Raw genomic sequence first — 22,562 nt, forward strand, 5'->3', positions numbered from 1 at the left:
GCAATCTCTCGAAAGGGCCATGACGGCAGTCTTCACAGACCGGCTAGGTGCCGCGTGGGTCGAGGCTGTGCGCCAGCTTTGACCTTGCCGCGGATCAGAACAGCGCGAACTGGTCGCCGGCGACCGTCGGATCGGTGAACTCGTCGATCGACGTACCCCCGACCACCGAGTCGAGCGCGGCCATGAACTCCGCGTCAGACATCGTGGCCACACCCAGTTCGCGGGCATGAAATCCCTTGCCCTGCTGGGCATGTGGGTCGTTGCAGATGACCAGTGACGTTTCGGCATCGACGACGTCGGAGTAGGCAAGTCCGACGTGCAGGATCCGCTCGATCAGTTCCTCATGGGTGCGCTGCACATCCGCCGACAACGCCATCCGCATGCCTTGCACCAATGGCCGGCCGGCGACGTGACGCCCCGGGTTCAGCCATGGGCACGGAACTCGGGCCGCCACGGCCTTGAGCGGCCGCAGCTCGTCGTGCGTGACACGGCCGTTCGGCCAGCGCCGTCGCGTAGTCGGCCGCAGCGGCAGCCACACGTCGCGCTCGCGGGCGCGGTGCACCGCAGGCGTCAACACCCGTGACAACACGAGCGCGTCGTCAAGGGCGTCGTGCGGGCGAAGCTGTGGGACGCCCCAGTGCGCCGCCAGCGTCTCCAGCCGCAGGTTCTCGGTGCCCAGCGCCAGCCGCCGGGTCAGTTCCACCGTGCACATCACGGTGTCTACCGGCAGTTCGACCCCGGCCAACTCCGCTTCGGCGGCCAAGAACATGTAGTCGAACGCGGCGTTGTGGGCGACCAAGGTGCGGTCCTGCAGTAGATCGGTCAGCTCGGCGGCGATCTGCGCGAACGACGCCTGATCCGCCAGCATCTGGGCCGTGAGGCCGTGCACGTGCGTCGGACCAGGATCGACGCCGGGGTTCAGCAGGCTGACCACCGAGCGCTCGACGCTGCCGTCGGCGTCCAGCGCCAACGCGGCGATGCTGATGATGCGTGCCTGCCCCGGGCGGAAGCCCGACGTCTCGACGTCCACGACCACCCAGCCGGCCTCGTGCTCGGCCACCGGCCGACCCCACGGCGTCGTGCACGTCGTTGGCGCTGTCACGCCCCCAGAATGGCACGCCGCACCGACAAAACCGCTGATCGCAGCGCTCGTGTCGCAGGTCAGTGGGCCCGTCGTCATAAACTGCCCCGGTGATCACCACCCGCGGACGTCTCGCGCTCGCCGCCGGAGCAGCGGCACGATGGGCGTCGCGAGCGACCGGCCGCGGCGCGGGCGCGATGATCGGCGGCCTCGTCGCGATGACGCTGGATCGTTCGCTGCTGCGGCAGCTCGGCGAGGGACGCCGCACGGTGCTGGTGACCGGCACCAACGGCAAGTCCACGACGACGCGGATGGCGGCGGCGGCCCTGGAGTCGCTGGGACCGGTGGCGACGAATTCCGAGGGCGCGAACATGGACGCCGGGCTGATCGCGGCGCTGGCCGTCGCCCGCGACGCGCCGCTGGCCGCGCTGGAGGTAGACGAGATGCATCTGCCGCACGTCGCCGACGCCGTGGATCCGCGGGTGATCGTGCTGCTCAATTTGTCGCGTGACCAGCTGGACCGGGTCGGCGAGATCAACACGATCGAACGCACATTACGGGCCGGGCTGGCGCGTCATCCCGACGCGGTAGTGGTGGCCAATTGTGACGACGTGCTGATGACGTCGGCAGCCTACGACTGTCCGCACGTGGTGTGGGTGTCCGCCGGCGGGGCGTGGGCCAACGACTCGGTGAGTTGCCCGCGGTCCGGCGAGGTGATCGTCCGCGACCACTCTCACTGGTACAGCACGGGCACCGACTTCAAACGCCCTACTCCGCAGTGGTGGTTCGACGACGAAACTCTCTACGGACCAGACGGGTTGGCGCTGCCGATGACCCTGTCGCTGCCCGGTGCGGTGAACCGGGGTAATGCCGCGCAGGCGGTCGCGGCGGCAGTGTCGCTGGGTGTGGACCCGGTTTCCGCAGTGGCGGCGGTCTCGAGGGTGTCCGAAGTCGCCGGCCGGTACCGGACGGTGACGCTCGGCCGTCACACTGCCCGCATTCTGCTGGCCAAGAACCCTGCGGGCTGGCAGGAGGCGCTGTCGATGATCGACAAGCAGGGCGCGGGCGTCGTCATTGCGGTGAACGGTCAAGTGCCCGACGGCGAGGATTTGTCGTGGCTGTGGGACGTCCGGTTCGAGCATTTCGAAGGGACGTCCGTGGTGGCCGCCGGTGAGCGTGGTACCGATCTGGCGGTGCGGCTGACGTACGCGGGTGTGGATCACACGCTGGTGCACGACACGATCGCGGCGATCGAGTCGTGCCCGCCCGGGCACGTCGAAGTGATCGCCAACTACACCGCATTCCTGCAGCTGCAACGCGCGCTGGGCAGGCGCCGTGCCTGAGGCGGTTCGGATCGGGCTGGTGCTGCCCGACGTGATGGGTACCTATGGCGACAGCGGCAACGCGGTGGTGCTGCGGCAGCGACTGCTTCTGCGCGGGATACCCGCCGAGATCGTCGAGATCACCCTGGCCGACCCGGTGCCGTCGTCGCTGGATCTCTACACCCTTGGCGGGGCCGAGGATTACGCACAGCGCTTGGCCACCAAGCATCTGCAGCGGTATCCCGGCCTACAGCAAGCGGTTTCGCGCGGTGCGCCGGTGCTGGCGATCTGCGCGGCGATCCAGGTCCTCGGCCACTGGTATGAAACCTCAGCGGGTGAGCGCGTCGACGGTGTGGGTCTGCTCGATCTCGTGACCGCCCCACAGCCGGTGCGCACGATCGGCGAGGTGGTGAGCCGCCCTCTGCTCGACGGGCTCAGCCAGCCGTTGACCGGTTTCGAAAACCATAGGGGCGGAACAACTTTGGGTTCGTCCGCTCAACCGCTGGCGGCGGTGACCCGCGGTGCGGGCAATCGCGCCGGTGACGGCTTCGACGGCGTGGTGCAGGGCAGCGTCGTCGCCACCTACATGCACGGTCCCTGTCTGGCGCGCAACCCCGAGCTGGCGGACCTACTGCTGGCGCGCGTTGTCGGTTCGTTGCCGCCGCTGGAGCTCGACGAGGTGGCGCTGCTGCGCCGCGAGCGGTTATCGGCCCGGTAACCGGGCTGCCTGCAGCCAGGCTATGGCCTCAGCGCACGCGAAGTCCGGCTTCCAACCGCGCGAGACCATCGCTTCATACGACCGGGTGATGATCTCCGCCTCGCAATGCTCCTTGATGACGCGGTTCACGATCCAGCCCAAGCGGTGCAATGTCGGGAAGACCTTCATGTCCTTGACGTATTGGGCGCGACTCGTGAGGTGCTGTTGCCCGTCGTATTCAGCGGCAACCATGAACTCCTTCCAGCCCATGTCGAGCCAGCGCACGAGCCGCCCCCTCTCGTCGACGACAGGAATTTGCGTGGTGGGCTTCGGGAAGCCGGCGTCGATGAACAGCAGCCGCAGCCACGTCTCCCTTGGCGACGCCGCTCCGCCGTCGACAAGCGGCAGCAGCGTGCGGAGTTGACGCGTGCCGCGTGCGCCTTGATAGCGCTTGCTCAGCAGTTGGACGTCCTCGATGGAAAACGGGGTGGCTCGCATCAAGGCGTCGAGTCGCTCGAGCGCCTCACCTCGACGCAGATGACGACCGAGGTCGAAGGCGGTCCGCGCCGGCGTGGTCACAGGTATCCGCGCAACGCGGGTGATCTCGTCGTCGGCAATGGCTTCTTGCCTGACTACAAGCCCGGGTTGGGGACGAGAACGCCGCCAGATCAACTCGATTGGCGTCGCGTCGTCGACCCAATTCGCGCCATGGAGAGCGGATGCTGCAACTCCAGCGATGACCCCGCGCCGGCGCGACCACAGCCACGCTCCCACGGTTCGGTCCCGCAGGGTGGGTACATGCCCCTTCGGCATATATACATCGCGGAACACCGGCCGATGCCAGCGCCGTAGGTCGTGTCTGGAAAGCTCGTCGCGCCATACCGATTCACTGCCGATCAGTACCTCCCCCATGCGCGCATTGTGGCACCGGCATCCGACAGCTCACCGAATTCAACGCGAAGCAGCGAAAGTTCGAGTAGCCGGCGCCATAGCGTTGAATTCGGCGCGGGGGCGCGGCACGGGGGACGCGGGCGCTAGGGACGCAGCGGCGCCGAGGCGCGGCGCCGCGCATCCGCCTAGGCCATTGCGCGGCGGCCCGACAGCGCCCGGCCCAGCGTGAGCTCGTCAGCGAACTCGAGGTCACCACCCATCGGCAAGCCCGACGCGATACGCGTGACCGTCAGACCCGGGATGTCGCGCAGCATCCGCACTAGGTACGTCGCGGTGGCCTCGCCCTCGGTGTTCGGGTCGGTCGCGATGATCACCTCGGCGATGTCCGACTCGCCGAGTCGATGCAGCAGCTCGCGGATTCGCAATTGGTCCGGCCCGATGCCCGACAGCGGGTCCAGGGCACCGCCGAGCACGTGGTACAGCCCGCGGAACTCCCGCGTGCGCTCGACGGCCTGGATGTCCTTGGGCTCCTCGACGACGCACACCACCGAGGCGTCGCGGCGTGGATCGCTGCAAATTCGGCAGCGCTCGCCCTCCGACACGTTGCCGCACACCGCGCAGTGCCGCACGCCGTCGCGCACCCTCGCCAACACCGCGGTCAGCCGGTCGATGTCAGGCGGCTCGACGGACAACAGGTAGAACGCGATCCGCTGAGCGCTCTTGGGCCCGATTCCCGGCAGCTTGCCCAGCTCGTCGATCAGGTCCTGGACCGGGCCCTCGAACAAATCAGAGCCCCAACCCGCCGGCCAGCGGGCCGAGCCTGCTCTGCGCCATCTCCGCCACCTGCTGCGAGGCGTCCGCGAACGCGCCGACGATCAGATCCTGAAGCGTCTCCACGTCGGACGGATCGACCACCTTGGGGTCGATCGACACCCCGACGACCTCGCCGCTGCCCTTCATGGTGATCTGCACCAGCCCGCCGCCGGCCTCTCCGCGCACCTCGCTGGCCGCGAGCTGTTCTTGGGCTTCCATCAGTTGCTGTTGCACCTGCTGCGCCTGCGCCAGCAGCGCAGACATGTCCGGCGTGCCTCCGGGTTGCATCACAGTCCTCTTGCCTATTGGTCTCGAGTTCGTTTCGGCTCGGGATCGACCCTCCCAAGGGTAGCCGCGGGCGGGCTACTTTGACGCAGTGCCAGACCTGCTCTGCCTGCGTGTCGGTGCCGTCACGGCGGCCGCGGCGCTCGCTGTTTCGCTGGTCGCGGCCCCGCCGGCGAGCGCTCAGCCGACGAGTATCGCCGGGATGATCGTGTTCCTGGACCCGGGGCACAACGGCGCCAACGACGGGTCGATCAACCGCCAGGTGAGCAACGGGCGCGGCGGCACCAAGGAATGCCAGACGTCGGGCACCAACGCCGACAACGGTTACCCCGAGCATTCGTTCACGTGGGAGGTGGTGCTGCGGATCCGCTCGATGCTCAACCAGCTGGGCGTGCGGTCGGCGATGTCGCGGGGCAACGACAACGCGCTGGGGCCGTGCGTCGACGAGCGCGCCGCAATGGCCAATGCAGTACACCCGAACGCGATCGTGTCGATCCACGCCGACGGCGGGCCGCCGTCCGGGCGCGGCTTCCACGTCAACTACTCGTCGCCGCCGCTGAACCAGGCCCAGGCCGGACCGTCAGTGCAGTTGGCCAGGATCATGCGTGACCAGCTGCAGGCGTCCGGGATACCGCCGGCCAACTACATCGGCCAGGACGGCCTCTACGGCCGCGCCGACCTCGCGGGACTGAACCTCGCGCAGTATCCGGCCGTGCTCGTCGAGCTGGGCAACATGAAGAACCCGGCCGACGAGGCGCTGATCAACACCGTCGAAGGCCGGCAGAAATACGCGGCCGCGGTGGTCAACGGCATCGCCGGCTTCCTGGCGCAGAGCCGCCCGACCGCCTAGCTGGAGGCGGACCCGGCGGACGCCTCGAGCTCCTTCTTGAGCTTGCCCAGCACCTCGTCCTGGATCCTGCGCAGACCCCGCGGCGCGAACGTCTTCTCGAAAAACCCCTTGACGCCGCCCGCTCCCTGCCACGAGGTCTTCACGGTGACGGTTGATCCGGCACCGGCGGGGGCGACGGTCCAGTTGGTCACCATCGATGAGTTCGCGTCCTTCTCGATGACCGTGTGACCGGCGACGTCGACGGTGGCCTGCACGTCACGCACCCGCGACTTGGTCGCTTGCAGCTTCCATTTGACGACGGTGCCCTGGCCGTGGCCGCCCTGCAGCACCTGGTAGTCGCTGTATTGCGGTGACAGGATCTTCGGGCGGACGGTCTGGTAGTCGGCAACCGCGGCGAGCACCTTATCCGGCGCTGCGTTGATCGAAACGCTGCTGACTGCACTGACCTGTCCCATCAGGCGAAACTCCTCTAGTGGTCGGTGGTTCGGTCGCATCGGCGGTAGCCGCGGATTAGCGTATACGTGTGTCAACTCATGACGAGGGCGTGCGCCGGTTGATCGCAAGCTATCGCGCGATCCCGCCGACAGCCACCGTCCGGCTCGCCAAACCCACGTCGAACTTATTTCGCGCGCGCGCCAAGAGTGACGCTCCCGGCCTGGATACCTCTGGACTCACTGGCGTTCTGGCGGTCGACCCGCAGGCCCGCACCGCCGACGTCGCCGGGATGTGCACGTACGAGGACCTCGTGGCCGCCACCCTGCCCTACGGCCTGTCGCCGCTGGTGGTGCCGCAGCTCAAGACCATCACGCTGGGTGGGGCTGTCACCGGGCTCGGGATCGAGTCCGCGTCGTTCCGCAACGGGCTGCCGCACGAGTCGGTGCTGGAGATGGACATCTTCACCGGCACCGGTGAGGTGATCACCGCGTCGCCCGACGAGCACTCCGACTTGTACCGCGGATTCCCGAATTCCTATGGCACGCTTGGTTATTCGGTGCGCCTGAGAATCGAACTGGAGCCCGTAAAACCGTTCGTTGCGTTGCGGCACTTGCGCTTTCACTCGCTGGCCGATTTGGTCGCCGAGATGGACCGGATAGTCGACACCGGAGGCTACGACGGCGAGCGCGTCGACTACCTGGACGGCGTCGTCTTCAGCGGCGACGAGTCTTACCTATGCATCGGCACCCAGACCGGCACGCCGGGACCGGTCAGCGACTACACCGGCCAGCAGATCTACTACCGCTCCATTCAGCACGATGACGGCGAGAAGCACGACCGGCTCACCATCCACGACTACCTGTGGCGCTGGGACACCGACTGGTTCTGGTGCTCGCGGGCATTCGGAGCGCAGAACCCACGCATCCGGCGGTTCTGGCCGCGGCGACTGCGGCGCAGCAGCTTCTACTGGAAACTCATCTCCTACGACCGGCGCTTCAACATCGCCGACCGGATCGAGAAGCGGCACGGCCGGCCGCCGCGCGAGCGCGTGGTGCAGGACGTCGAGGTACCGATCGAGCGCTGCGTAGAATTCCTCGACTGGTTCTTGGCCAACGTGCCCATCGAGCCGATCTGGCTGTGCCCCTTGCGCCTTCGCGATCCGGCCGGATGGCCGCTGTACCCGATCCGGCCCGGGCACACCTACGTCAACATCGGGTTCTGGTCCTCGGTGCCGGCCGGGGCGACGGAAGGAGAGACCAATCGGCGTATCGAGGCGAAGGTCAGCGAGCTCGAGGGACACAAGTCGCTGTACTCGGACGCCTATTACTCCCCCGAGGAGTTCGACGAACTCTACGGTGGCGAGACATACAAGACGCTGAAGAAGACCTACGACCCGGACTCGCGTTTCCTCGACCTCTATGCGAAGGCGGTGCAAAGACGATGACGACGTTTCGTGAACGCACGACGAACACTTCCACCACCGGCAAGATGACACTGGCGCAGATCCTCGAAGTGCTCGCCGAAGGCCAACTGCCGCTTCGGTTCACCGCTTACGACGGCAGCAGCGCCGGCCCCGAGGACGCCCCGCTGGGACTTCATCTGCGCACGCCGCGCGGCACCACCTATCTGGCGACCGCGCCCGGCGAGCTCGGCATGGCACGGGCGTACGTCTCCGGAGATCTCGAACCGCGCGGCGTCCATCCCGGCGACCCGTACGAGCTGCTGAAGGCCTTGGCTGTGAAGCTTGAATTCAAACGGCCGCCGGCCCGACTGCTCGCGAACATCGTCCGCTCCATCGGGGTGGAACATCTCAAGCCGATCGCGCCGCCGCCGCAGGAGGCGCTTCCGCGGTGGCGTCGAATCGCAGAAGGCTTGCGGCACAGCAAAACTCGTGATGCAGAAGCGATCCACCACCACTACGACGTGTCGAACGCCTTCTACGAGTGGGTGCTTGGCCCGTCGATGACATACACCTGCGCGTGCTACCCGCACCCCGACGCGAGTCTGGAAGAGGCGCAAGAGAACAAGTACCGGCTGGTGTTCGACAAGCTTCGCCTGCAACCCGGCGACCGGCTGCTCGATGTGGGCTGTGGATGGGGCGGCATGGTGCGATATGCCGCGCGCAACGGGGTCAAGGCGATTGGTGTGACCCTGTCGGCGAAGCAGGCCGAGTGGGCGCAGAAGGCAATCGCGGACGAGGGGTTGACGGAGCTCGCCGAGGTGCGCCACGGCGACTACCGCGACATCGCCGAGACACAGTTCGACGCGGTGTCGTCGATCGGGCTCACCGAACACATCGGGGTGGCGAACTATCCGTCGTATTTCCGCTTCCTGCAGTCGAAGTTGCGCACCGGTGGTCTACTGCTCAACCACTGCATCACCCGCCACGACAACCGGCACCCGGCAACGGCTGGCGGCTTCATAGACCGCTACGTGTTCCCTGACGGCGAGCTCACCGGATCGGGTCGGATCATCACCGAGATCCAGGACATCGGACTGGAGGTCTTGCACGAGGAGAACCTGCGCCACCACTACGCGCTGACGCTGCGCGACTGGTGCCGCAACCTCGTCGAGCATTGGGACGAGGCCGTCGACGAAGTCGGCTTGGGTACCGCGAAAGTGTGGGGCCTGTACATGGCTGGTTCACGAGTTGGCTTCGAGCACAACGCTATTCAGCTGCACCAGGTACTGGCGGTGAAGCTCGACGAACACGGCGGCGACGGCGGACTGCCGTTGCGGCCGTGGTGGACGCCCTAAGGTCCGTCGATCGGACGGGCACCCAGCTCGTTCTGCAGAAGTTCCAGCGCCACTTCCTCCGGGTCACGGCGCGGGACATCTGCGGCGGTGTCTTGCCCCGCCTCGGCGAGCATGTCCTCCTCCGCGCGGCGCAGGTCCTCGGCGGGCGGAGGAGTCGGCGCGGCCGTGGCGACTTCGCACCGGACCTTCCAGTCGACGCCGAGCGCGTCTTTCAACGCCTCCCGGATGACGTCGGCATTGCGTTGCTCGCCAAGGCGTTTCGCCAGGTTGCCCGACTGGTGTGACAGCACCAGTGTGTCGCCGTCGACTGCAGATACCACGGCGTCGGCCAGCATCGCACCCAGCGTTCGGCTGCGGCTGCGGACCTTGTCCATCACAGTGGACCACTGCCGTCTGACGGCGGCGGCGTCGAGCGCGCCGACCGGGGGCGGGGGGCCCGCCTCAGGCGCTGGTTCGGGTGTCGGATCCGGCTCGGCCGGCTTGGGCGCGGGCGGCTTCGACGGAGCCGGCTTCGGCGAGGGCGGCTTCGGCGGGGGCTTCGGTGCGGCAATGCGCGCAGGCGCCGCTGCGGGCGCCGGCTTGGGCGCGGCCGCTGAGGCGGGCTGCGAGACAGCTTCCGGCACCGACATGTCCAGCCGCTTCTCGATGCGCTCGACCCGTTGCAGCAGTGCCGATTCCGTGTCGCCGGCCGAGGGCAGCAGCAGCCGCGCGCACACCACTTCCAGCAGCAGCCGCGGCGCTGTGGCCCCGCGCATCTCCCCCAACCCGGCGTGCACCACCTCCGCGTAGCGAGTGAGCGTCGCAGTGCCGATGCGCGCCGCCTGCACACGCATGCGATCCAACACATCGCCGGGCGCATCGACGACGCCCCGGGCGGCAGCATCCGGCACGGCCTGCAGCACGATCAAGTCGCGGAACCGCTCGAGTAGGTCGGTGGCGAACCGCCGCGGATCGTGGCCCGCGTCGACGACGGACTCGACCGCGCCGAACAGCGCCGCCGCGTCGCCTGCCGCGAGTGCGTCGACCGCGTCGTCGATCAGTGCGACGTCGGTGGCACCCAGCAGCGCCAGCGCTCGCGGGTAGGCGATTCGGTTCTCTTCGGCACCCGCCAGCAGCTGGTCCAGCACCGAAAGTGTGTCGCGCGGTGAGCCGCCTCCCGCGCGGATCACCAATGGATAGACGGTGTCGTCGACCTGGACGCCCTCCTGGGCGATGATCCGCTCGATCAGCGCGCGCATGGTCTTCGGCGCCAACAGCCGGAACGGGTAGTGGTGCGTCCGCGAGCGGATGGTGGGCAGCACCTTGTCCGGTTCGGTGGTGGCGAACACGAAGATCAAATGCTCGGGCGGTTCCTCGACGATCTTGAGCAGGGCATTGAAGCCCGCGGTGGTGACCATGTGCGCTTCGTCGACGATGAAAATCCGGTAGCGCGACTGCGCCGGCGCGTAGAACGCGCGGTCGCGCAGTTCGCGGGTGTCGTCCACGCCGCCGTGGCTGGCGGCGTCGAGCTCGACGACGTCGATGCTGCCGGGACCGTTGGGCGCCAGCGCCACACACGATTCGCAGACCCCGCACGGGGTGGCCGTCGGTCCTTCGGCGCAGTTGAGCGAGCGGGCGAGGATACGCGCCGACGACGTCTTGCCGCAGCCGCGCGGCCCGGAAAACAAATAGGCGTGGTTGATCCGGCCGGCTGTCAGCGCGGTCGACAGCGGCTCGGTGACGTGCTCTTGCCCCACCACTTCGGCGAAGCTCGCCGGACGGTATTTGCGGTACAGAGCCACGGTCAGCAGGCTACCGAGGCGGTCCGACGCGTGCGATTTCGGTGCGTTAACCGGCGCTCAGCGCACGGAAACGCACCGAAATCGCTAGCCACGCAAGAGCAGCGACTCGGTGGCGGCCAGCAATGCGCAGGTGGCCAGCCCGTCGACGGCCTGCGACAGGTCCTGCATCGACGGGAAGGTCGGCGCGAGCCGAATGTTCTTGTCCTCCGGGTCTTTTCGGTACGGGAATGCAGCGCCGGCCTCAGTGACCGCGATCCCGGCATCCTTGGCCAGCCCGATGGTGCGCCGCGCCGTGCCGGGCAGCACGTCGAGGCTGATGAAATAGCCGCCCTTGGGCTCGGTCCACGACGCGATCTTCGACGCACCGAGCCGGTCTTCGAGGATGTGCAGCGCCAGCGCGAATTTGGGCGCCAACAGCTGCTGGTGGCGCTGCATGTGCAGCCGGACTCCGTCGGCATCGCCGAGGAACCGCAGATGCCGCAGCTGATTCACCTTGTCAGGGCCGATGGTTTTCTTGCCCGCGTACTGCAGATACCACGCGATGTTGGCCAGAGACCCACCGAAGAAGCTGACGCCGGCACCGGCGAACGTGATCTTTGAAGTCGACGCGAACACATAGGGCCGGTTCGGGTTTCCCGCGGCCGCAGCCAGCCCCAGAACGTCGACCTGACGGACGAAGTCGTGGGTGAGCGTGTGCACGCAGTAGGCGTTGTCCCAGAACAACCGGAAGTCCGGCGCCGCGGTGCGCATCTGCACCAGCCGGCGCACCACCTCCCACGAGTACGTCACGCCGGTGGGGTTGGAGTACACCGGCACCGCCCACATGCCCTTGATGGCGGGATCGGCGGCGACGAGTTCCTCGATGAGGTCGACGTCGGGTCCGTCCTCGCGGATGGGGATCGTAATCATCTCCACGCCCAGCGTTTCGGTGATCGCGAAATGGCGGTCGTAGCCGGGCGACGGGCACAGGAACTTCACTTTCGGTTCCCGAATCCACGGCCGCGGTGAGTCGACGCCGCCGTGCAGCATCGAGAACGTCGCGATGTCGTGCATCATTTCGAGGCTGGAGTTGTTGCCGGCGATCAGGTTAGGCACCGGGATGCCGAGCAGCTCACCGAAAATCGCTCGAAGTTCCGGGATGCCGTGCAGGCCGCCGTAGTTGCGAGTGTCGGTGCCTTCGCCGTCGCGGAAATCGTCGCCCGGGAGGCTCAGCAACGCGTTGGACAGGCTCAGCTGGTCCGGCGACGGCTTGCCGCGAGTCAGATCCAGCGTCAGCTTCTTGGCCCGCAGCGCGGCGTAGTTCTCCTGCTGTAGCTCGTGCTGGGCCATCAACTCGTCACGGCCGAGGGAAGCGAACGAGGCCACGCGCGTTGGCACCTCCAGACATGGCCGTGGGAATTGAGCAAAACTGAGTGGGGGACCCCGCGCACCCGCCAGAGCCCGTTGACCCTTGCTGCCTTCCGGCCCTGGGGGAGTTCACAGGATGGACGCCGCGCGGGGTCCACGCAGAGTCTAGTACCTGCGTCGGCGGTGACGGCCGGCCCGTCCAGACAGGTCGGTTACCATGTCCGACGGAGGATTCGCCTAGTGGCCTATGGCGCTCGCCTGGAACGCGGGTTGGGTTAATAGCCCTCGCGGGTTCAAATCCCGCATCCTCCGCCGTCGGGATGCGGGGCGCATCGGGATCCGGTCGCCCCGCCCCAGACAAGCATCGATCGACGCCAGCAGACGTGGCGTTTGAGGAGGGGCATGAGCCGCATTGTCGCGGTGGTCTGGCACGCGTTGTTTTCGATCGCTGCCGGGGTCCTGTACTTCTTGTTCGTCCTTCCTCGCTGGTGGGAGTTGTCGGGCGACACGTCGCACACACTCGGGACGGTGCTGCGCATCGTCGCCGGTGCGTTGATCGCGCTGGCTGCCCTGCCGGTGGTGTTCACATGGCTGCGCACCCGGCGCCCTGAGTACGCGACCCCCTACCTCGCCCTGCGGTTACGGGTGCTGTCCATCGTGTTGCACGTCCTGGGTGGGGCCTTGATCATCGGCGCGGCGATCAGCGAGATCTGGCTGAGCCTCGACGACGTCGGGCGCTGGCTGTTCGGCATCTACGGTGCCGCCGCCGCGATCAGCTTGCTGGGTATTTTCTCCTTCTACCTGTCGTTCATCGCCGAGCTTCCGCCCCCTCCGCCAAGACCGGTCAAGAAGAAACCGCCGAAGCAACGCAAGAGCCGCTGGCGGCGCCGCAAGGGTGAGCAGGCCGACGAGGCAGGAACCGAAACTGAGGCGCCGACGGAAGACGCCGCCGAAGGCGACGCCGGCAAAACCGCCGACGAAGCAGACGACGCGGACAAAGCGGACAAAGAGGGCCAGAAGGTCTCTCTGTCCCAGGAGCCGACGACGGAGTCCGAGACCGCTGAGCTTCCCGAGGCGGACGCCGAGGCTGGGGAGGCCAAGGACGGGGGCGTCGGGGACGACGAGCCGCCGTCGGCCGAGGACACGGTGGCCGTCGAAGCCGCACGGGGCGGCATCCGCAACCAGCGTCCGTCGGGCAAGCTGCGCAGGCCGCGCCTGCGGCGCAAGTCCAGCGGGGTAGCCGTCGAGGACTGAGCCCTTACCTGCGGTTTTCCGCCCGTGTCAGTGTGTGCGGGCAAAATGGAGTCAACGCTGTGTTCCGCCCGCGCGAAAGGCAACAGATGGCCGAACGACCTTCTCATCCACCCGCCAGGGTGTGGTGGCTTTCGATCGTCGCCGCTTTGGCGACGATTCTCGCGCTGGTGACTCCGGCGCACTTGTCCTCGCTGCCGACGGCAGCGGCGGTGCCCGCCGATCCGGTGCAGGCCGCGCCGGCCATCGCGGAGCAAAGCATGGTGCAGATCAACACGATCGTGAACTACCAGGGCGTCGTGGGCTTCGGTGCCGGCATCGTGATCAGCCCCGACGGCGTCGTCTTGACCAACAACCACGTCGTCGCCGGAGCCGACAGCATCAACGTGCTCAGCGTCGGCACCGGCCAGAACTTCAGGGCCAACCTGCTGGGCTACGACCGCACCCAGGACATCGCGCTGATCCAACTGCTCGGCGCCAACGGTCTGCCGACGGCGCCGATCGGCGACTCGAACCAGGTCAGGATCGGCGAGCCGATCGTCAGCCTCGGCAACGCCAACGGCAGCGGCAAGCCGATCAGCCGCGAGGAAGGCCGCGTCATCACCGTCGGTGCGGACATCGAGGCCGAGGACGATTTGACCGGCAGCTCCGAAGAGCTGAACGATCTCATCGGCATCGCGGCGCCGGTGCGGCCCGGTGACTCGGGCGGTCCGCTGGTCAACGCCTCCGGGCAGGTGATCGGCGTCAACGTGGCGGCGTCGGTGAACTACCGGCTGGGCAGCCCGGGCGGCAAAGGGTTCGCCATTCCGATCAACCGGGCGATGGCGATCGCAGGACAGATTCAATCGCGCACGCCGGCTGGCACCGTTCACATCGGGCCGCCGGCCATGCTGGGCATCGGAGTCGGTACTACTCAGCAACGCGGATCGGGCGGCGTCGCCGTGCGCGACGTGCTCCCCGGCACCCCGGCAGAGCAGGCCGGGTTGCAGCGCGGCGACGTGCTCGTCTCGCTGGACGGCGCACCGCTGAACAACGCGACCTCGTTGACCGGCGTTTTGGACCGGCACTATCCCGGTGACGTGGTGGACCTGGTGTGGCAGGACCGCACGGGCCAGCAACGTGCCGCCAAGGTGACGCTGGCGCCCGGGCCTGACGGCTAGCGGATTCTGTGCGGCCGTTCATCGTGGGCGCGTTCGGACTGACCAGCTGACGAAAAGCCGGTACAGAGTCCGAGCATGGGGTTCACACTTGATCCGTTAAGTCGATAGTTGGTGTCCCGAGTGGCGGTCGTTGAGGCGGGGGGGCGCTCCTGACGAGGCGACACGGGCACCGTCGTCTCAGGAGAACGCCATGATCATTTCCCGCCGCAAGCCTTTTCGATTCGCAACTCTGCTCGCCGGTGGTGCGGCAGCAGCGGCCGCCGTGAGCCTGGCGGGTGCGCCGCCCGCGCTGGCCGACGACACGTACGTCGCGATCTCGTATTCCCCGGAGAGCCACGTCTACGGGTGGGGCAACAACTACAACAACCTCGACTCGGCGCGGATCCGATCACTGAGTGAATGCCAGAACCACGGCGGCAACCACTGCGTGTTCATCGCCTGGGCGAAGAATGGCTGTGCCGCACTCGCCGTGAATGGCGACAACTACTACGGCTGGTACGGCCCGACAATTGCCGATGCCGAGCGGGAAGCGTTGGCGCGCAACGGCGGTGGTCACATTGCCATCTCGCAATGCTCGACCTGAGCTCAGCTGGCCGCCAACACGACGTTTTGCCGCAGTGGGACAGAGATGTTGATCGCGGTCCCCGGCGAACCTGGGCGGATTTCGAACTGACCGCCTGAGGCGAGAACCTTGGTACGGATGGACGCGAGACCGATGTGCCCGTCACGAAGGCTCTGTGCGAGCGCGGCGTCGGAAATGCCGACACCGTCGTCGGCGATCTGCAACACAGCATGGTCGCCGTCACGGCGCAGGCTGATGTTGATCGTGTCCGCATGAGCGTGCTTGACGGCGTTGGTCAGGATTTCACGGGCTGCGTTGTAGATGACGTAATCCGTGTCGGTGGTCGGTTGGTCGTCCGGCCAGGCCGTCGTGTCGAGTTTCACCGTGAGATCGGCACGGCTGCCCACACTCGCGGCCAGATCGGAGATCGCCGCCTTCAGCCCCCGCCGCGCGAGCACCTGCGGATGCAAATCCCTGGCCACATGTCGAAGGAGCTGGGAGGCCTCGAGGAGCGCGGTCTCCACCCGGTCGACAGCAATTCCGGAACCCGTCCGGACCTCTTCGAGGTCTTGCCGGGCCACGAGAACGTACTGCAGAGCCCCGTCGTGCACTCGCTCTGCGAGCGTCTCACGCTCGCGCTTCTCCAGACCGACCAACTCGTCGAGCAACCGGGTGCGCTGCTCCGCCAATTGACGGATGGTCGACACTTTGGACTGCTGAATACGGGACAGTGCAACAGAACCGGCGGCTAACGCCGACATCACCGTGGTGCTCAACAGGATCGACGACCACGGCTCCTCGTTGGCTTCCTGAGTAATCCACGAGGTGGCGAACAAACCGAGCACCGTCGGAACGGCGATCGCGGCGCTGATGTCCGGGTTCAGCTGTGCCGCCGCAATCAACGGGACGAGGAACAGCCCGTTGCGCAAAACGTCGGACGTCCAGTCCTCCGCGGACGTGAAACCAGTGAGTACCGCCAGTGCAGAGATGGCAAGGATGTCGGCGCCCAGAACAAGCAGCGTCACAAGCTTTTCGACGTCGGGCCTGGTGCGAGCGTGCGGCCGCAGCGTCCAGACCGCCCAGCCTGCGACGGTCACGACGTAAGCAGCCCAAATGACGACGCACGACACCTGATGGTTGTGTGGCGGCTCCAAAAGCAAAGTCGCCGTGAGGAAGACGATCAACAGCGCACGCAGACCGGCCTGTAGCACAGCGCCGAGGAAGGCGTGGTTCTCGGAGCCGTCAGCACGCCGGAGGCTCATGTCTCGGTCCTTTTTCGGTCAGTATCGCGGCTCGGCTGAACGCGTTTCGGCTCGCCCGGCATCTTCGGGTAATTAGGCGGGTACGGCAGGTCGCCAAGACCGCGTTCCTCGTCGGCCTTGACCATCTCCAGTAGAGGTTCCAGCGACTGGCTGTTCGCGTCGATGTCGGCCCACGGGTCATCCCGTGCCGCAACAAAATCGGCGACGGTGGCCATGGTGTAGTCGTCGGGGTCGGCATCGGCCAACTCGTCCCACGTCAACGGCGTCGACACGGTGGCGATCTGAGTACGCCGCACAGAGTAGGCGGACGCGAAGGTGCGGTCGCGAGCGTTCTGGTTGAAGTCCACGAAGACCCGCTTGCCCCGCTCTTCCTTCCACCACGACGTCGTCACCAAATCAGGTGCGCGCCTTTCGATTTCACGCGCCAGCGCAATGCCGGCCCGGCGTACCTCGATGAAGTCCCAGTCGGTCTTGATCCGCAGGAACACATGCACCCCGCGACCGCCGGAGGTCTTCGGATAGCCGACCAGGCCCAGTTCGTCGAGCAACGGCTTCAACACGTCCACCGCGATGGTGCGGGCTTCGGTGAACCCGGTCCCCGGCTGAGGGTCCAGGTCCACGCGCAGTTCGTCGGGGTGCTCGGTGTCGGGGCAGCGCACCTGCCACGGATGCAGCGTGATGGTGCCCATCTGCGCGGCCCACACGATCGACGACGGGTGCGTGACCTTCAGCGCGTCGGCCGTTCTTCCGGACGGGAACGTCACTCGGCAGGTCTGCAGGTAGTCGGGATGGTGCTGCGGCACTCGCTTCTGATAGATCTCCTCGCCGTCGATGCCGTCGGGAAACCGCTGCAGATGCGTGGGCCGGTCCCGTAGCGCCGTGAGCATCGGGCCCTTCGACACCGCGAGGTAGTACTCGACCAGCGTGCGCTTGGTTCCGTTCGATCCCAGCTTGGGGAAGTACACCTTGTCCGGATTGGTCAGCCGCACCTTGATGCCGTCGACATCGAGTTCTTCTGCGCGGGTTGCCATCACGGTTCCAAGACGTCGTAGAGGTCGTAGTTCAGCGGCACCTCGAGCTGCTCGAACGTGCAGCTTCGCGGGTCACGGTCAGGGCGCCATCGCACGAAACGCACTGCGTGGCGGAATCTTTCGCCTTCCATTTGGTCGTAGGCCACCTCGGCGACCTTCTCGGGCCGCACCGGAATCCACCGTTTGTCGGCAGCGGAGTTCCAGCGGCTGGGATCACCTTCACGGACCTCGTCCCCTATTCGCAGCGGCTCGAGTTCGGCCAGCAGCTTGCGCCGGTCCTTGGTCGTGAAAGATGCTGCACCGCCGACCATTTGAAGCTCACCGTCGGCACGGTAGAGTCCGAGCAGGATGGAGCCGATTCCTTCTCCGCTTTTGTGAATGCGGTAGCCGATCGCCACGCAGTCCGCATCGCGGGCGTGCTTGACCTTCACCATCTCCCGCTTGCCCGGCACATACGGGCCGTCGAGTCGTTTGGCGATCACACCGTCCAGCCCGGCGCCCTCGAAGGTGTCGAGCCACTGCGCGCCTTGTTCGGGGTCTTCTGTCGTGCGGGTGACGTGACACCACTGCTTTTCGGTGATCAGGTCGGTCAACGCTTGACGACGGACGCGAAACGGTTCGCCCATCAGCGACCGATCAGCCGTGGCCAAGGCGTCGAAACCGATGAAGTGCGCGGGTGTCTGCTCGGCGAGCATCGTGATGCGACTCTGCGCGGGGTGAATGCGCTGGCTCAGCGACTCCCAATCCAGCCGGATCCGCCCACCGATGTCCCGCGGCACGACGACTTCGCCGTCGAGTACGCATTTCGGCGCGGTTTCGTCACGCAGTGCGTCGACCAGTTCGGGAAAGTACCGGCCCAACTCCTTACCGTTACGCGACTGCAGCACCACCTCGTCGCCGTCGCGGAACACCAGCGCCCGGAACCCGTCCCACTTCGGCTCGTAGGACCAGACACCGCGGTCGTCGGGAACCCTTGCCTGCGCCTTGGCCAGCATCGGCTCCAGCGGCGGCTGCACAGGTAAGTCCACAGCGTCCATCCTCATCCATCGGGTTGACGTTGATCTAGACCGCCGCGCCGCCGGAGGGTCGTGCCCGGCTGGTACCTCGATTGATTGTGCGACTATGGCGACAAAGTGCGAGTAGGCCGTGCCGCTAGTGCACACTCAACTGGGTCGTGCGTCCCACGCCGTTGCTGGCCACCGAGGAGCGGAGATCAGCCGCCGCGCGAACCGCTCAGCCGTGGGTGGTGAAGAACCGCGGTCGCAGCGCGGCGGTGGCGGCGACGCTGATGACCGCGGTGAGCACCAGGTAGCCGCACGCCAGCCACGGGGTGTTGCCGGCCGCCGCGATCAGTGCGGTCAGGATCAGCGGGGTCAGCCCCGAGGAGTAGACACCCGAGAGTTGGTACACCGTCGACAGTCCGGTGTAGCGGATGCGGGTGGGAAAGAGCGAGGCGTACAGCGTGCCCTGCGCGCCGTAGAACCATGCGTGGATGACGCCGAACACCACGACCATGCCCAGCGTGAAAGCGGTCAGGCTCTTGGCTGAGAACAGCGCGAAGACTGGAAACACCGCAAGCCCGTACGCGGCGATGCCGGTCGAATACACCGCCTTGGGGCCGAATCGGTCGGTGAGCACACCCGAGATCGGCAGCAGCGCAGCCATCACCAACGCGGCCACGGTCACCGCGGTCAGTACAGAGACCTTCGGCAAGTGCAGGGTTGCGGTGGCATAGGAGATCGCGAACACTCCCCAGGTGTTGAACGCCGCACCCTCGCCCCAGCGTGAAAGCATGCCCAGCACAGTCGCGCGGAGCGCCGGAGGCCTGAAGACTTCGCGGACTGGAACGGCGGCGCGGGATTCCTCGTCGCGGATCTTCTCGAAAGCCGGTGTCTCAGCAGCTTTGAGCCGCACCACAATGCCGAAGGCAACCAGCACCACGCTGAACAAGAACGCGATGCGCCAGCCGTAGGAGATGAAGGCATCGTCAGGAAGGGCGACCTGCAGAAGCGCGAAAGCCCCTGTGCCGAGCGCTAGTCCAAGCGCCAAGCCCACTTGCGGCACACTTCCGAACAGGCCGCGCCGCCGTACCGGACTGTGTTCGACGGCCAGCAGGATGGCCCCGGCCCACTCTCCACCGAGTGCGAAACCCTGTACCACCCGCAGCAACAGCAGCAATATCGGAGCAGCCGCGCCGATCTGCGCCGCAGTCGGCAGCAGCCCCATCAACGCCGTGGCGGCACCCATCAAGAACATCGTCAGCGCCAATGTCTTCTTGCGTCCGATGCGGTCACCGATATGACCGAACACCACGCCGCCGATCGGGCGCACGACGAACCCGACCGCGAACGTCGCGAACGACAGCAGCGTTCCGATGAGCGAGCTCTGGTCGGGGAAGAACGCGTGGTTGAACACCAGGCTGGCCGCGGTGGCGTACAGGAAGAAGTCGTACCACTCGATGGTGGTGCCCACCAGGCTGGACACCAGCACCGTACGCAGCGCGGCCGGTGAGACGGCGCCGTGCCGGTCGGGCACCGCGGCAGCGGTGACGGTCATCAGAGATTCACTCCCATGCTTCACAGCGGCGGACAGTGTGCCGCCCCGCTGATTGCACATCGACGCCGCGCGGATTGGCTCGCATTTCGATCCGGCTGAATGCAACACCTGACCGGCGGAACTGCCGCGGGCACCATTCTGGGGTGACTTTGGTGCCCGGAATTTCGTTGAGGCGATGCGAATGTCGTTGACGCTGCACTGGTTTCTGCCCACATACGGCGACAGCCGGTTGATCATCGGCGGGGGCCACGGGTCACCGGTGGGTTTTGCGCACGGTGACCGCGACGCGTCGATCGACTATCTGGCGTCGATCGTCCGCGCCGCCGAGACCTTCGGATTCACCGGGGCGCTGATACCCACCGGCGCATGGTGCGAGGACGCATTCGTCACTGCCGCCCTTCTGGCACGCGAGACCACGTCGCTGGCGTTTCTGGTGGCGTTCCGGCCAGGGCTGGTCAGCCCGACCCTGTCAGCGCAGATGGCCGCGACGTTCGCGCGCCACGCGCCGGGGCGGATCCTGCTCAACGTGGTGGTGGGCGGTGAAGCGCACGAACAGCGCGCCTTCGGCGACCATCTCGACAAGGATGGCCGCTACCGGCGCGCCGACGAATTCCTCGAGGTAGTCCGCCGGTTGTGGACCGGCGACACGGTCTCCTTCGACGGCGACTACATCCGTGTCGAGGATGCCACGTTGCCGGCACTGCCGGATCCCGTGCCGCGCTTGTACTTTGGGGGAAGTTCGCCGGCTGCCGGCACGGTCGCCGCACGGCACGCCGACGTGTATCTGACATGGGGCGAACCGCCCGCCGCAGTACGGGACAAGATCAATTGGATCCGCCGGCTTGCGGGCCAGCAGGGACGCCGGGTGCGATTCGGCATTCGGCTGCATACGATTTCGCGCGACACCGCGCAGGAGGCCTGGTCGCAGGCCGACAAGCTGCTGGCGGCGCTGGACGAAGGCACCGTGCGCGCAGCCCAGGAAGGCCTGGCGCGCAGCGAATCCGAGGGGCAGCGACGGATGCTGGCACTGCACGAAGCAAGCCGGGCCAACGGCAGCTGGCACGACGCCCGGACGCTGGAGGTCGCGCCGAATCTTTGGGCGGGGGTGGGACTGGTGCGCGGCGGGGCCGGCACCGCGCTCGTGGGCAGCCACGCCGACGTCGCCGATCGGATCGCCGAGTACGCCGAGATCGGTATCGACGAGTTCATCTTCTCCGGTTATCCGCATCTGGAGGAACTGTTCTGGTTCGGTGAAGGGGTGGTTCCGATTCTGCGCCAGCGCGGACTGTTCGACGCCGGCGCGAACGCCGCACCGTCGGCCCCGGTTCCGTTTCTGGGCACGGCGCGGTAGCGCGGTCACCGCGTCGCCGACAATAGGGCGGTGCAGCTGCCCGTCATGCCGCCGATCTCGCCGATGCTGGCCAAACCGGTGCCGTCGATCCCCGCAGGTGCTTCGTATGAGCCGAAATGGGACGGTTTCCGGTCGATCTGTTTCCGCGACGGCGACGAGGTGGAATTGGGCAGCCGCAACGAGCGGCCGATGACGCGGTACTTCCCAGAGCTGGTCGCAGCGGCTCGGACCGAGCTGCCGCAGCGCTGCGTGATCGACGGCGAGATCGTGATCGCGGCAGCCCACGGGCTGGATTTCGAGGCGCTGCAGCTGCGGTTGCATCCCGCCGCGTCGCGGGTCCGCGTGCTCGCCGAGCGCACTCCGGCTGCCTTTATCGCGTTCGACCTGCTGGCCCTCGGCGATCAGGACTACACCGAGCGACCGTTCAGCGAGCGCCGAGCGGCACTGGTCGCCGCACTTGCGACAGCCGGCTCGTCGTTTCACGTCACCCCGGCAACCACCGACCTACCCACCGCCCAGCGATGGTTCGCCGAGTTCGAGGGCGCCGGCCTCGACGGCATCATCGCCAAGCCGCTGACGATCACCTACCAACCCGACAAGCGGGTGATGTTCAAGGTGAAGCACCAGCGGACCGCGGACTGTGTGGTCGCCGGGTACCGGCCGCACAAGTCCAGTGCCGACGCTATCGGTTCACTGCTGCTGGGGCTGTACAAAGACGACGGCACATTGGCGTCCGTCGGTGTGATCGGCGCGTTCCCGATGGCCGAACGTCGACGGCTGTTCGCCGAATTGCAGTCACTGGTCACGGATTTCGACGATCACCCGTGGAACTGGGCCGCGCATATGGCCGGGGACCGAACCCCGCGCCGCAACGAGGGCTCCCGCTGGAATGCCGGCAAAGACTTGTCCTTCGTGCCGCTGCGCCCCGAACGCGTCGTCGAGGTGCGCTATGACTACATGGAAGGTGAGAGATTCAGGCACACGGCACAATTCAGCCGGTGGCGGCCCGACCGGGACCCCCCCTCGTGCACCTATGCACAGCTGGAGCGGCCGGTCACATACAGACTCGGTGACATCGTTCCCGGGCTCCACAGAGCGTCGGACTAATCCGGCGGACCTGCTCAGCGCAT

At 66.8% G+C, this 22,562-nt stretch carries 21 protein-coding genes, 1 tRNA gene and 1 other RNA gene; 11 read left to right on the top strand and 12 right to left on the bottom strand.

The window, feature by feature from the left end:
• Positions 1-94: 94 nt before the first annotated feature.
• Positions 95-1,102 carry a DEDDh family exonuclease gene (locus AC5Y4N_RS04315; RefSeq protein ID WP_499910676.1) on the bottom strand — a complete coding sequence of 336 codons (1,008 nt, stop codon included), beginning with the start codon at positions 1,100-1,102 and terminating at the stop codon, positions 95-97.
• Between the two features lie 89 nt (positions 1,103-1,191).
• On the opposite strand from AC5Y4N_RS04315, the gene AC5Y4N_RS04320 reads away from it, so the two are divergent.
• Both AC5Y4N_RS04320 and AC5Y4N_RS04325 read left to right on the top strand, forming a co-directional pair.
• On the top strand, positions 1,192-2,424 hold the full coding sequence (locus AC5Y4N_RS04320; RefSeq protein ID WP_499910678.1) for a MurT ligase domain-containing protein: 1,233 nt from the start codon (positions 1,192-1,194) through the stop codon (positions 2,422-2,424).
• The gene (locus tag AC5Y4N_RS04325; RefSeq protein ID WP_499910680.1) at positions 2,417-3,121 is read left to right on the top strand and encodes a type 1 glutamine amidotransferase; all 705 of its coding nucleotides are present in this window, start codon (positions 2,417-2,419) and stop codon (positions 3,119-3,121) included. The genes AC5Y4N_RS04320 and AC5Y4N_RS04325 overlap by 8 nt, the downstream gene beginning before the upstream one ends.
• Here the strand turns inward: AC5Y4N_RS04325 and AC5Y4N_RS04330 are convergent.
• From AC5Y4N_RS04330 to AC5Y4N_RS04340, 3 genes are all read right to left on the bottom strand, one after another.
• Positions 3,107-4,012 carry a type IV toxin-antitoxin system AbiEi family antitoxin gene (locus AC5Y4N_RS04330; protein WP_499910682.1) on the bottom strand — a complete coding sequence of 302 codons (906 nt, stop codon included), beginning with the start codon at positions 4,010-4,012 and terminating at the stop codon, positions 3,107-3,109. The genes AC5Y4N_RS04325 and AC5Y4N_RS04330 overlap by 15 nt on opposite strands.
• Before the next feature lie 164 nt (positions 4,013-4,176).
• Entirely contained in the window at positions 4,177-4,776 is a 600-nt protein-coding gene (recR, locus tag AC5Y4N_RS04335) for a recombination mediator RecR (RefSeq protein ID WP_499910684.1), read from the bottom strand.
• Position 4,777: 1 nt separating this feature from the next.
• A complete protein-coding gene (locus AC5Y4N_RS04340; RefSeq protein WP_499910686.1) occupies positions 4,778-5,092 on the bottom strand; it encodes a YbaB/EbfC family nucleoid-associated protein in 315 nt (104 codons plus the stop codon).
• Between the two features lie 88 nt (positions 5,093-5,180).
• On the opposite strand from AC5Y4N_RS04340, the gene AC5Y4N_RS04345 reads away from it, so the two are divergent.
• Positions 5,181-5,939 carry an Rv3717 family N-acetylmuramoyl-L-alanine amidase gene (locus AC5Y4N_RS04345; protein ID WP_499910689.1) on the top strand — a complete coding sequence of 253 codons (759 nt, stop codon included), beginning with the start codon at positions 5,181-5,183 and terminating at the stop codon, positions 5,937-5,939.
• Here AC5Y4N_RS04345 and AC5Y4N_RS04350 read toward each other — a convergent pair.
• Positions 5,936-6,394: an SRPBCC family protein gene (locus AC5Y4N_RS04350; RefSeq protein ID WP_499910691.1), complete on the bottom strand. Its 459-nt coding sequence runs from the start codon at positions 6,392-6,394 to the stop codon at positions 5,936-5,938. The genes AC5Y4N_RS04345 and AC5Y4N_RS04350 overlap by 4 nt on opposite strands.
• 68 nt (positions 6,395-6,462) lie before the next feature.
• On the opposite strand from AC5Y4N_RS04350, the gene AC5Y4N_RS04355 reads away from it, so the two are divergent.
• Together AC5Y4N_RS04355 and AC5Y4N_RS04360 are read left to right on the top strand one after the other, a co-directional pair.
• Positions 6,463-7,818, top strand: a complete 1,356-nt coding sequence (locus AC5Y4N_RS04355; protein ID WP_499910693.1) for an FAD-binding oxidoreductase — start codon at positions 6,463-6,465, stop codon at positions 7,816-7,818.
• Positions 7,815-9,131: a class I SAM-dependent methyltransferase gene (locus AC5Y4N_RS04360; protein ID WP_499910695.1), complete on the top strand. Its 1,317-nt coding sequence runs from the start codon at positions 7,815-7,817 to the stop codon at positions 9,129-9,131. Before AC5Y4N_RS04355 ends, AC5Y4N_RS04360 begins: the two co-directional genes overlap by 4 nt.
• Here AC5Y4N_RS04360 and AC5Y4N_RS04365 read toward each other — a convergent pair.
• The 3 genes from AC5Y4N_RS04365 to ffs all read right to left on the bottom strand — a co-directional run bounded on the left by AC5Y4N_RS04365 (position 9,128) and on the right by ffs (position 12,418).
• On the bottom strand, positions 9,128-10,912 hold the full coding sequence (locus AC5Y4N_RS04365; RefSeq protein ID WP_499910699.1) for a DNA polymerase III subunits gamma/tau: 1,785 nt from the start codon (positions 10,910-10,912) through the stop codon (positions 9,128-9,130). The genes AC5Y4N_RS04360 and AC5Y4N_RS04365 overlap by 4 nt on opposite strands.
• An 84-nt stretch (positions 10,913-10,996) precedes the next feature.
• The gene (locus tag AC5Y4N_RS04370; RefSeq protein WP_499911032.1) at positions 10,997-12,241 is read right to left on the bottom strand and encodes an aspartate aminotransferase type Ic; all 1,245 of its coding nucleotides are present in this window, start codon (positions 12,239-12,241) and stop codon (positions 10,997-10,999) included.
• An 82-nt stretch (positions 12,242-12,323) separates the two neighbouring features.
• Positions 12,324-12,418: signal recognition particle sRNA small type (gene ffs, locus AC5Y4N_RS04375), an RNA gene on the bottom strand.
• Positions 12,419-12,485: 67 nt separating this feature from the next.
• Between ffs and AC5Y4N_RS04380 the strand changes: the two genes are divergently transcribed.
• From AC5Y4N_RS04380 to AC5Y4N_RS04395, 4 genes are all read left to right on the top strand, one after another.
• Positions 12,486-12,571, top strand: a tRNA-Ser gene (locus AC5Y4N_RS04380).
• Positions 12,572-12,661: 90 nt separating this feature from the next.
• Complete coding sequence (lucA, locus tag AC5Y4N_RS04385; RefSeq protein WP_499910704.1) at positions 12,662-13,513, top strand: lipid uptake coordinator LucA; 852 nt, start codon at positions 12,662-12,664, stop codon at positions 13,511-13,513.
• A gap of 86 nt (positions 13,514-13,599) precedes the next feature.
• On the top strand, positions 13,600-14,670 hold the full coding sequence (locus AC5Y4N_RS04390; protein ID WP_499910706.1) for a S1C family serine protease: 1,071 nt from the start codon (positions 13,600-13,602) through the stop codon (positions 14,668-14,670).
• Between the two features lie 190 nt (positions 14,671-14,860).
• Positions 14,861-15,253 (top strand): DUF4189 domain-containing protein, encoded by a 393-nt coding sequence (locus tag AC5Y4N_RS04395; protein ID WP_499910710.1) that lies wholly within the window; start codon positions 14,861-14,863, stop codon positions 15,251-15,253.
• 2 nt (positions 15,254-15,255) lie between these two features.
• Here AC5Y4N_RS04395 and AC5Y4N_RS04400 read toward each other — a convergent pair whose 3' ends face one another.
• The 4 genes from AC5Y4N_RS04400 to AC5Y4N_RS04415 all read right to left on the bottom strand — a co-directional run bounded on the left by AC5Y4N_RS04400 (position 15,256) and on the right by AC5Y4N_RS04415 (position 20,081).
• Positions 15,256-16,494 (bottom strand): sensor histidine kinase, encoded by a 1,239-nt coding sequence (locus AC5Y4N_RS04400; RefSeq protein ID WP_499910713.1) that lies wholly within the window; start codon positions 16,492-16,494, stop codon positions 15,256-15,258.
• Positions 16,491-17,525 carry a non-homologous end-joining DNA ligase gene (gene ligD, locus AC5Y4N_RS04405; protein WP_499910716.1) on the bottom strand — a complete coding sequence of 345 codons (1,035 nt, stop codon included), beginning with the start codon at positions 17,523-17,525 and terminating at the stop codon, positions 16,491-16,493. Before ligD ends, AC5Y4N_RS04400 begins: the two co-directional genes overlap by 4 nt.
• Positions 17,525-18,562 carry an ATP-dependent DNA ligase gene (locus AC5Y4N_RS04410; protein ID WP_499910718.1) on the bottom strand — a complete coding sequence of 346 codons (1,038 nt, stop codon included), beginning with the start codon at positions 18,560-18,562 and terminating at the stop codon, positions 17,525-17,527. The genes ligD and AC5Y4N_RS04410 overlap by 1 nt, the downstream gene beginning before the upstream one ends.
• 196 nt (positions 18,563-18,758) lie before the next feature.
• Entirely contained in the window at positions 18,759-20,081 is a 1,323-nt protein-coding gene (locus AC5Y4N_RS04415) for an MFS transporter (RefSeq protein WP_499910720.1), read from the bottom strand.
• A 181-nt stretch (positions 20,082-20,262) separates the two neighbouring features.
• Between AC5Y4N_RS04415 and AC5Y4N_RS04420 the strand changes: the two genes are divergently transcribed.
• Both AC5Y4N_RS04420 and AC5Y4N_RS04425 read left to right on the top strand, forming a co-directional pair.
• Positions 20,263-21,432 carry an LLM class flavin-dependent oxidoreductase gene (locus tag AC5Y4N_RS04420; RefSeq protein WP_499910722.1) on the top strand — a complete coding sequence of 390 codons (1,170 nt, stop codon included), beginning with the start codon at positions 20,263-20,265 and terminating at the stop codon, positions 21,430-21,432.
• A 30-nt stretch (positions 21,433-21,462) separates the two neighbouring features.
• Positions 21,463-22,539, top strand: coding sequence for an ATP-dependent DNA ligase (locus AC5Y4N_RS04425; RefSeq protein ID WP_499910724.1), 1,077 nt, complete (start codon positions 21,463-21,465; stop codon positions 22,537-22,539).
• Positions 22,540-22,562 lie beyond the last annotated feature (23 nt).

Source organism: Mycobacterium sp. NGS19, from assembly GCF_059813155.1.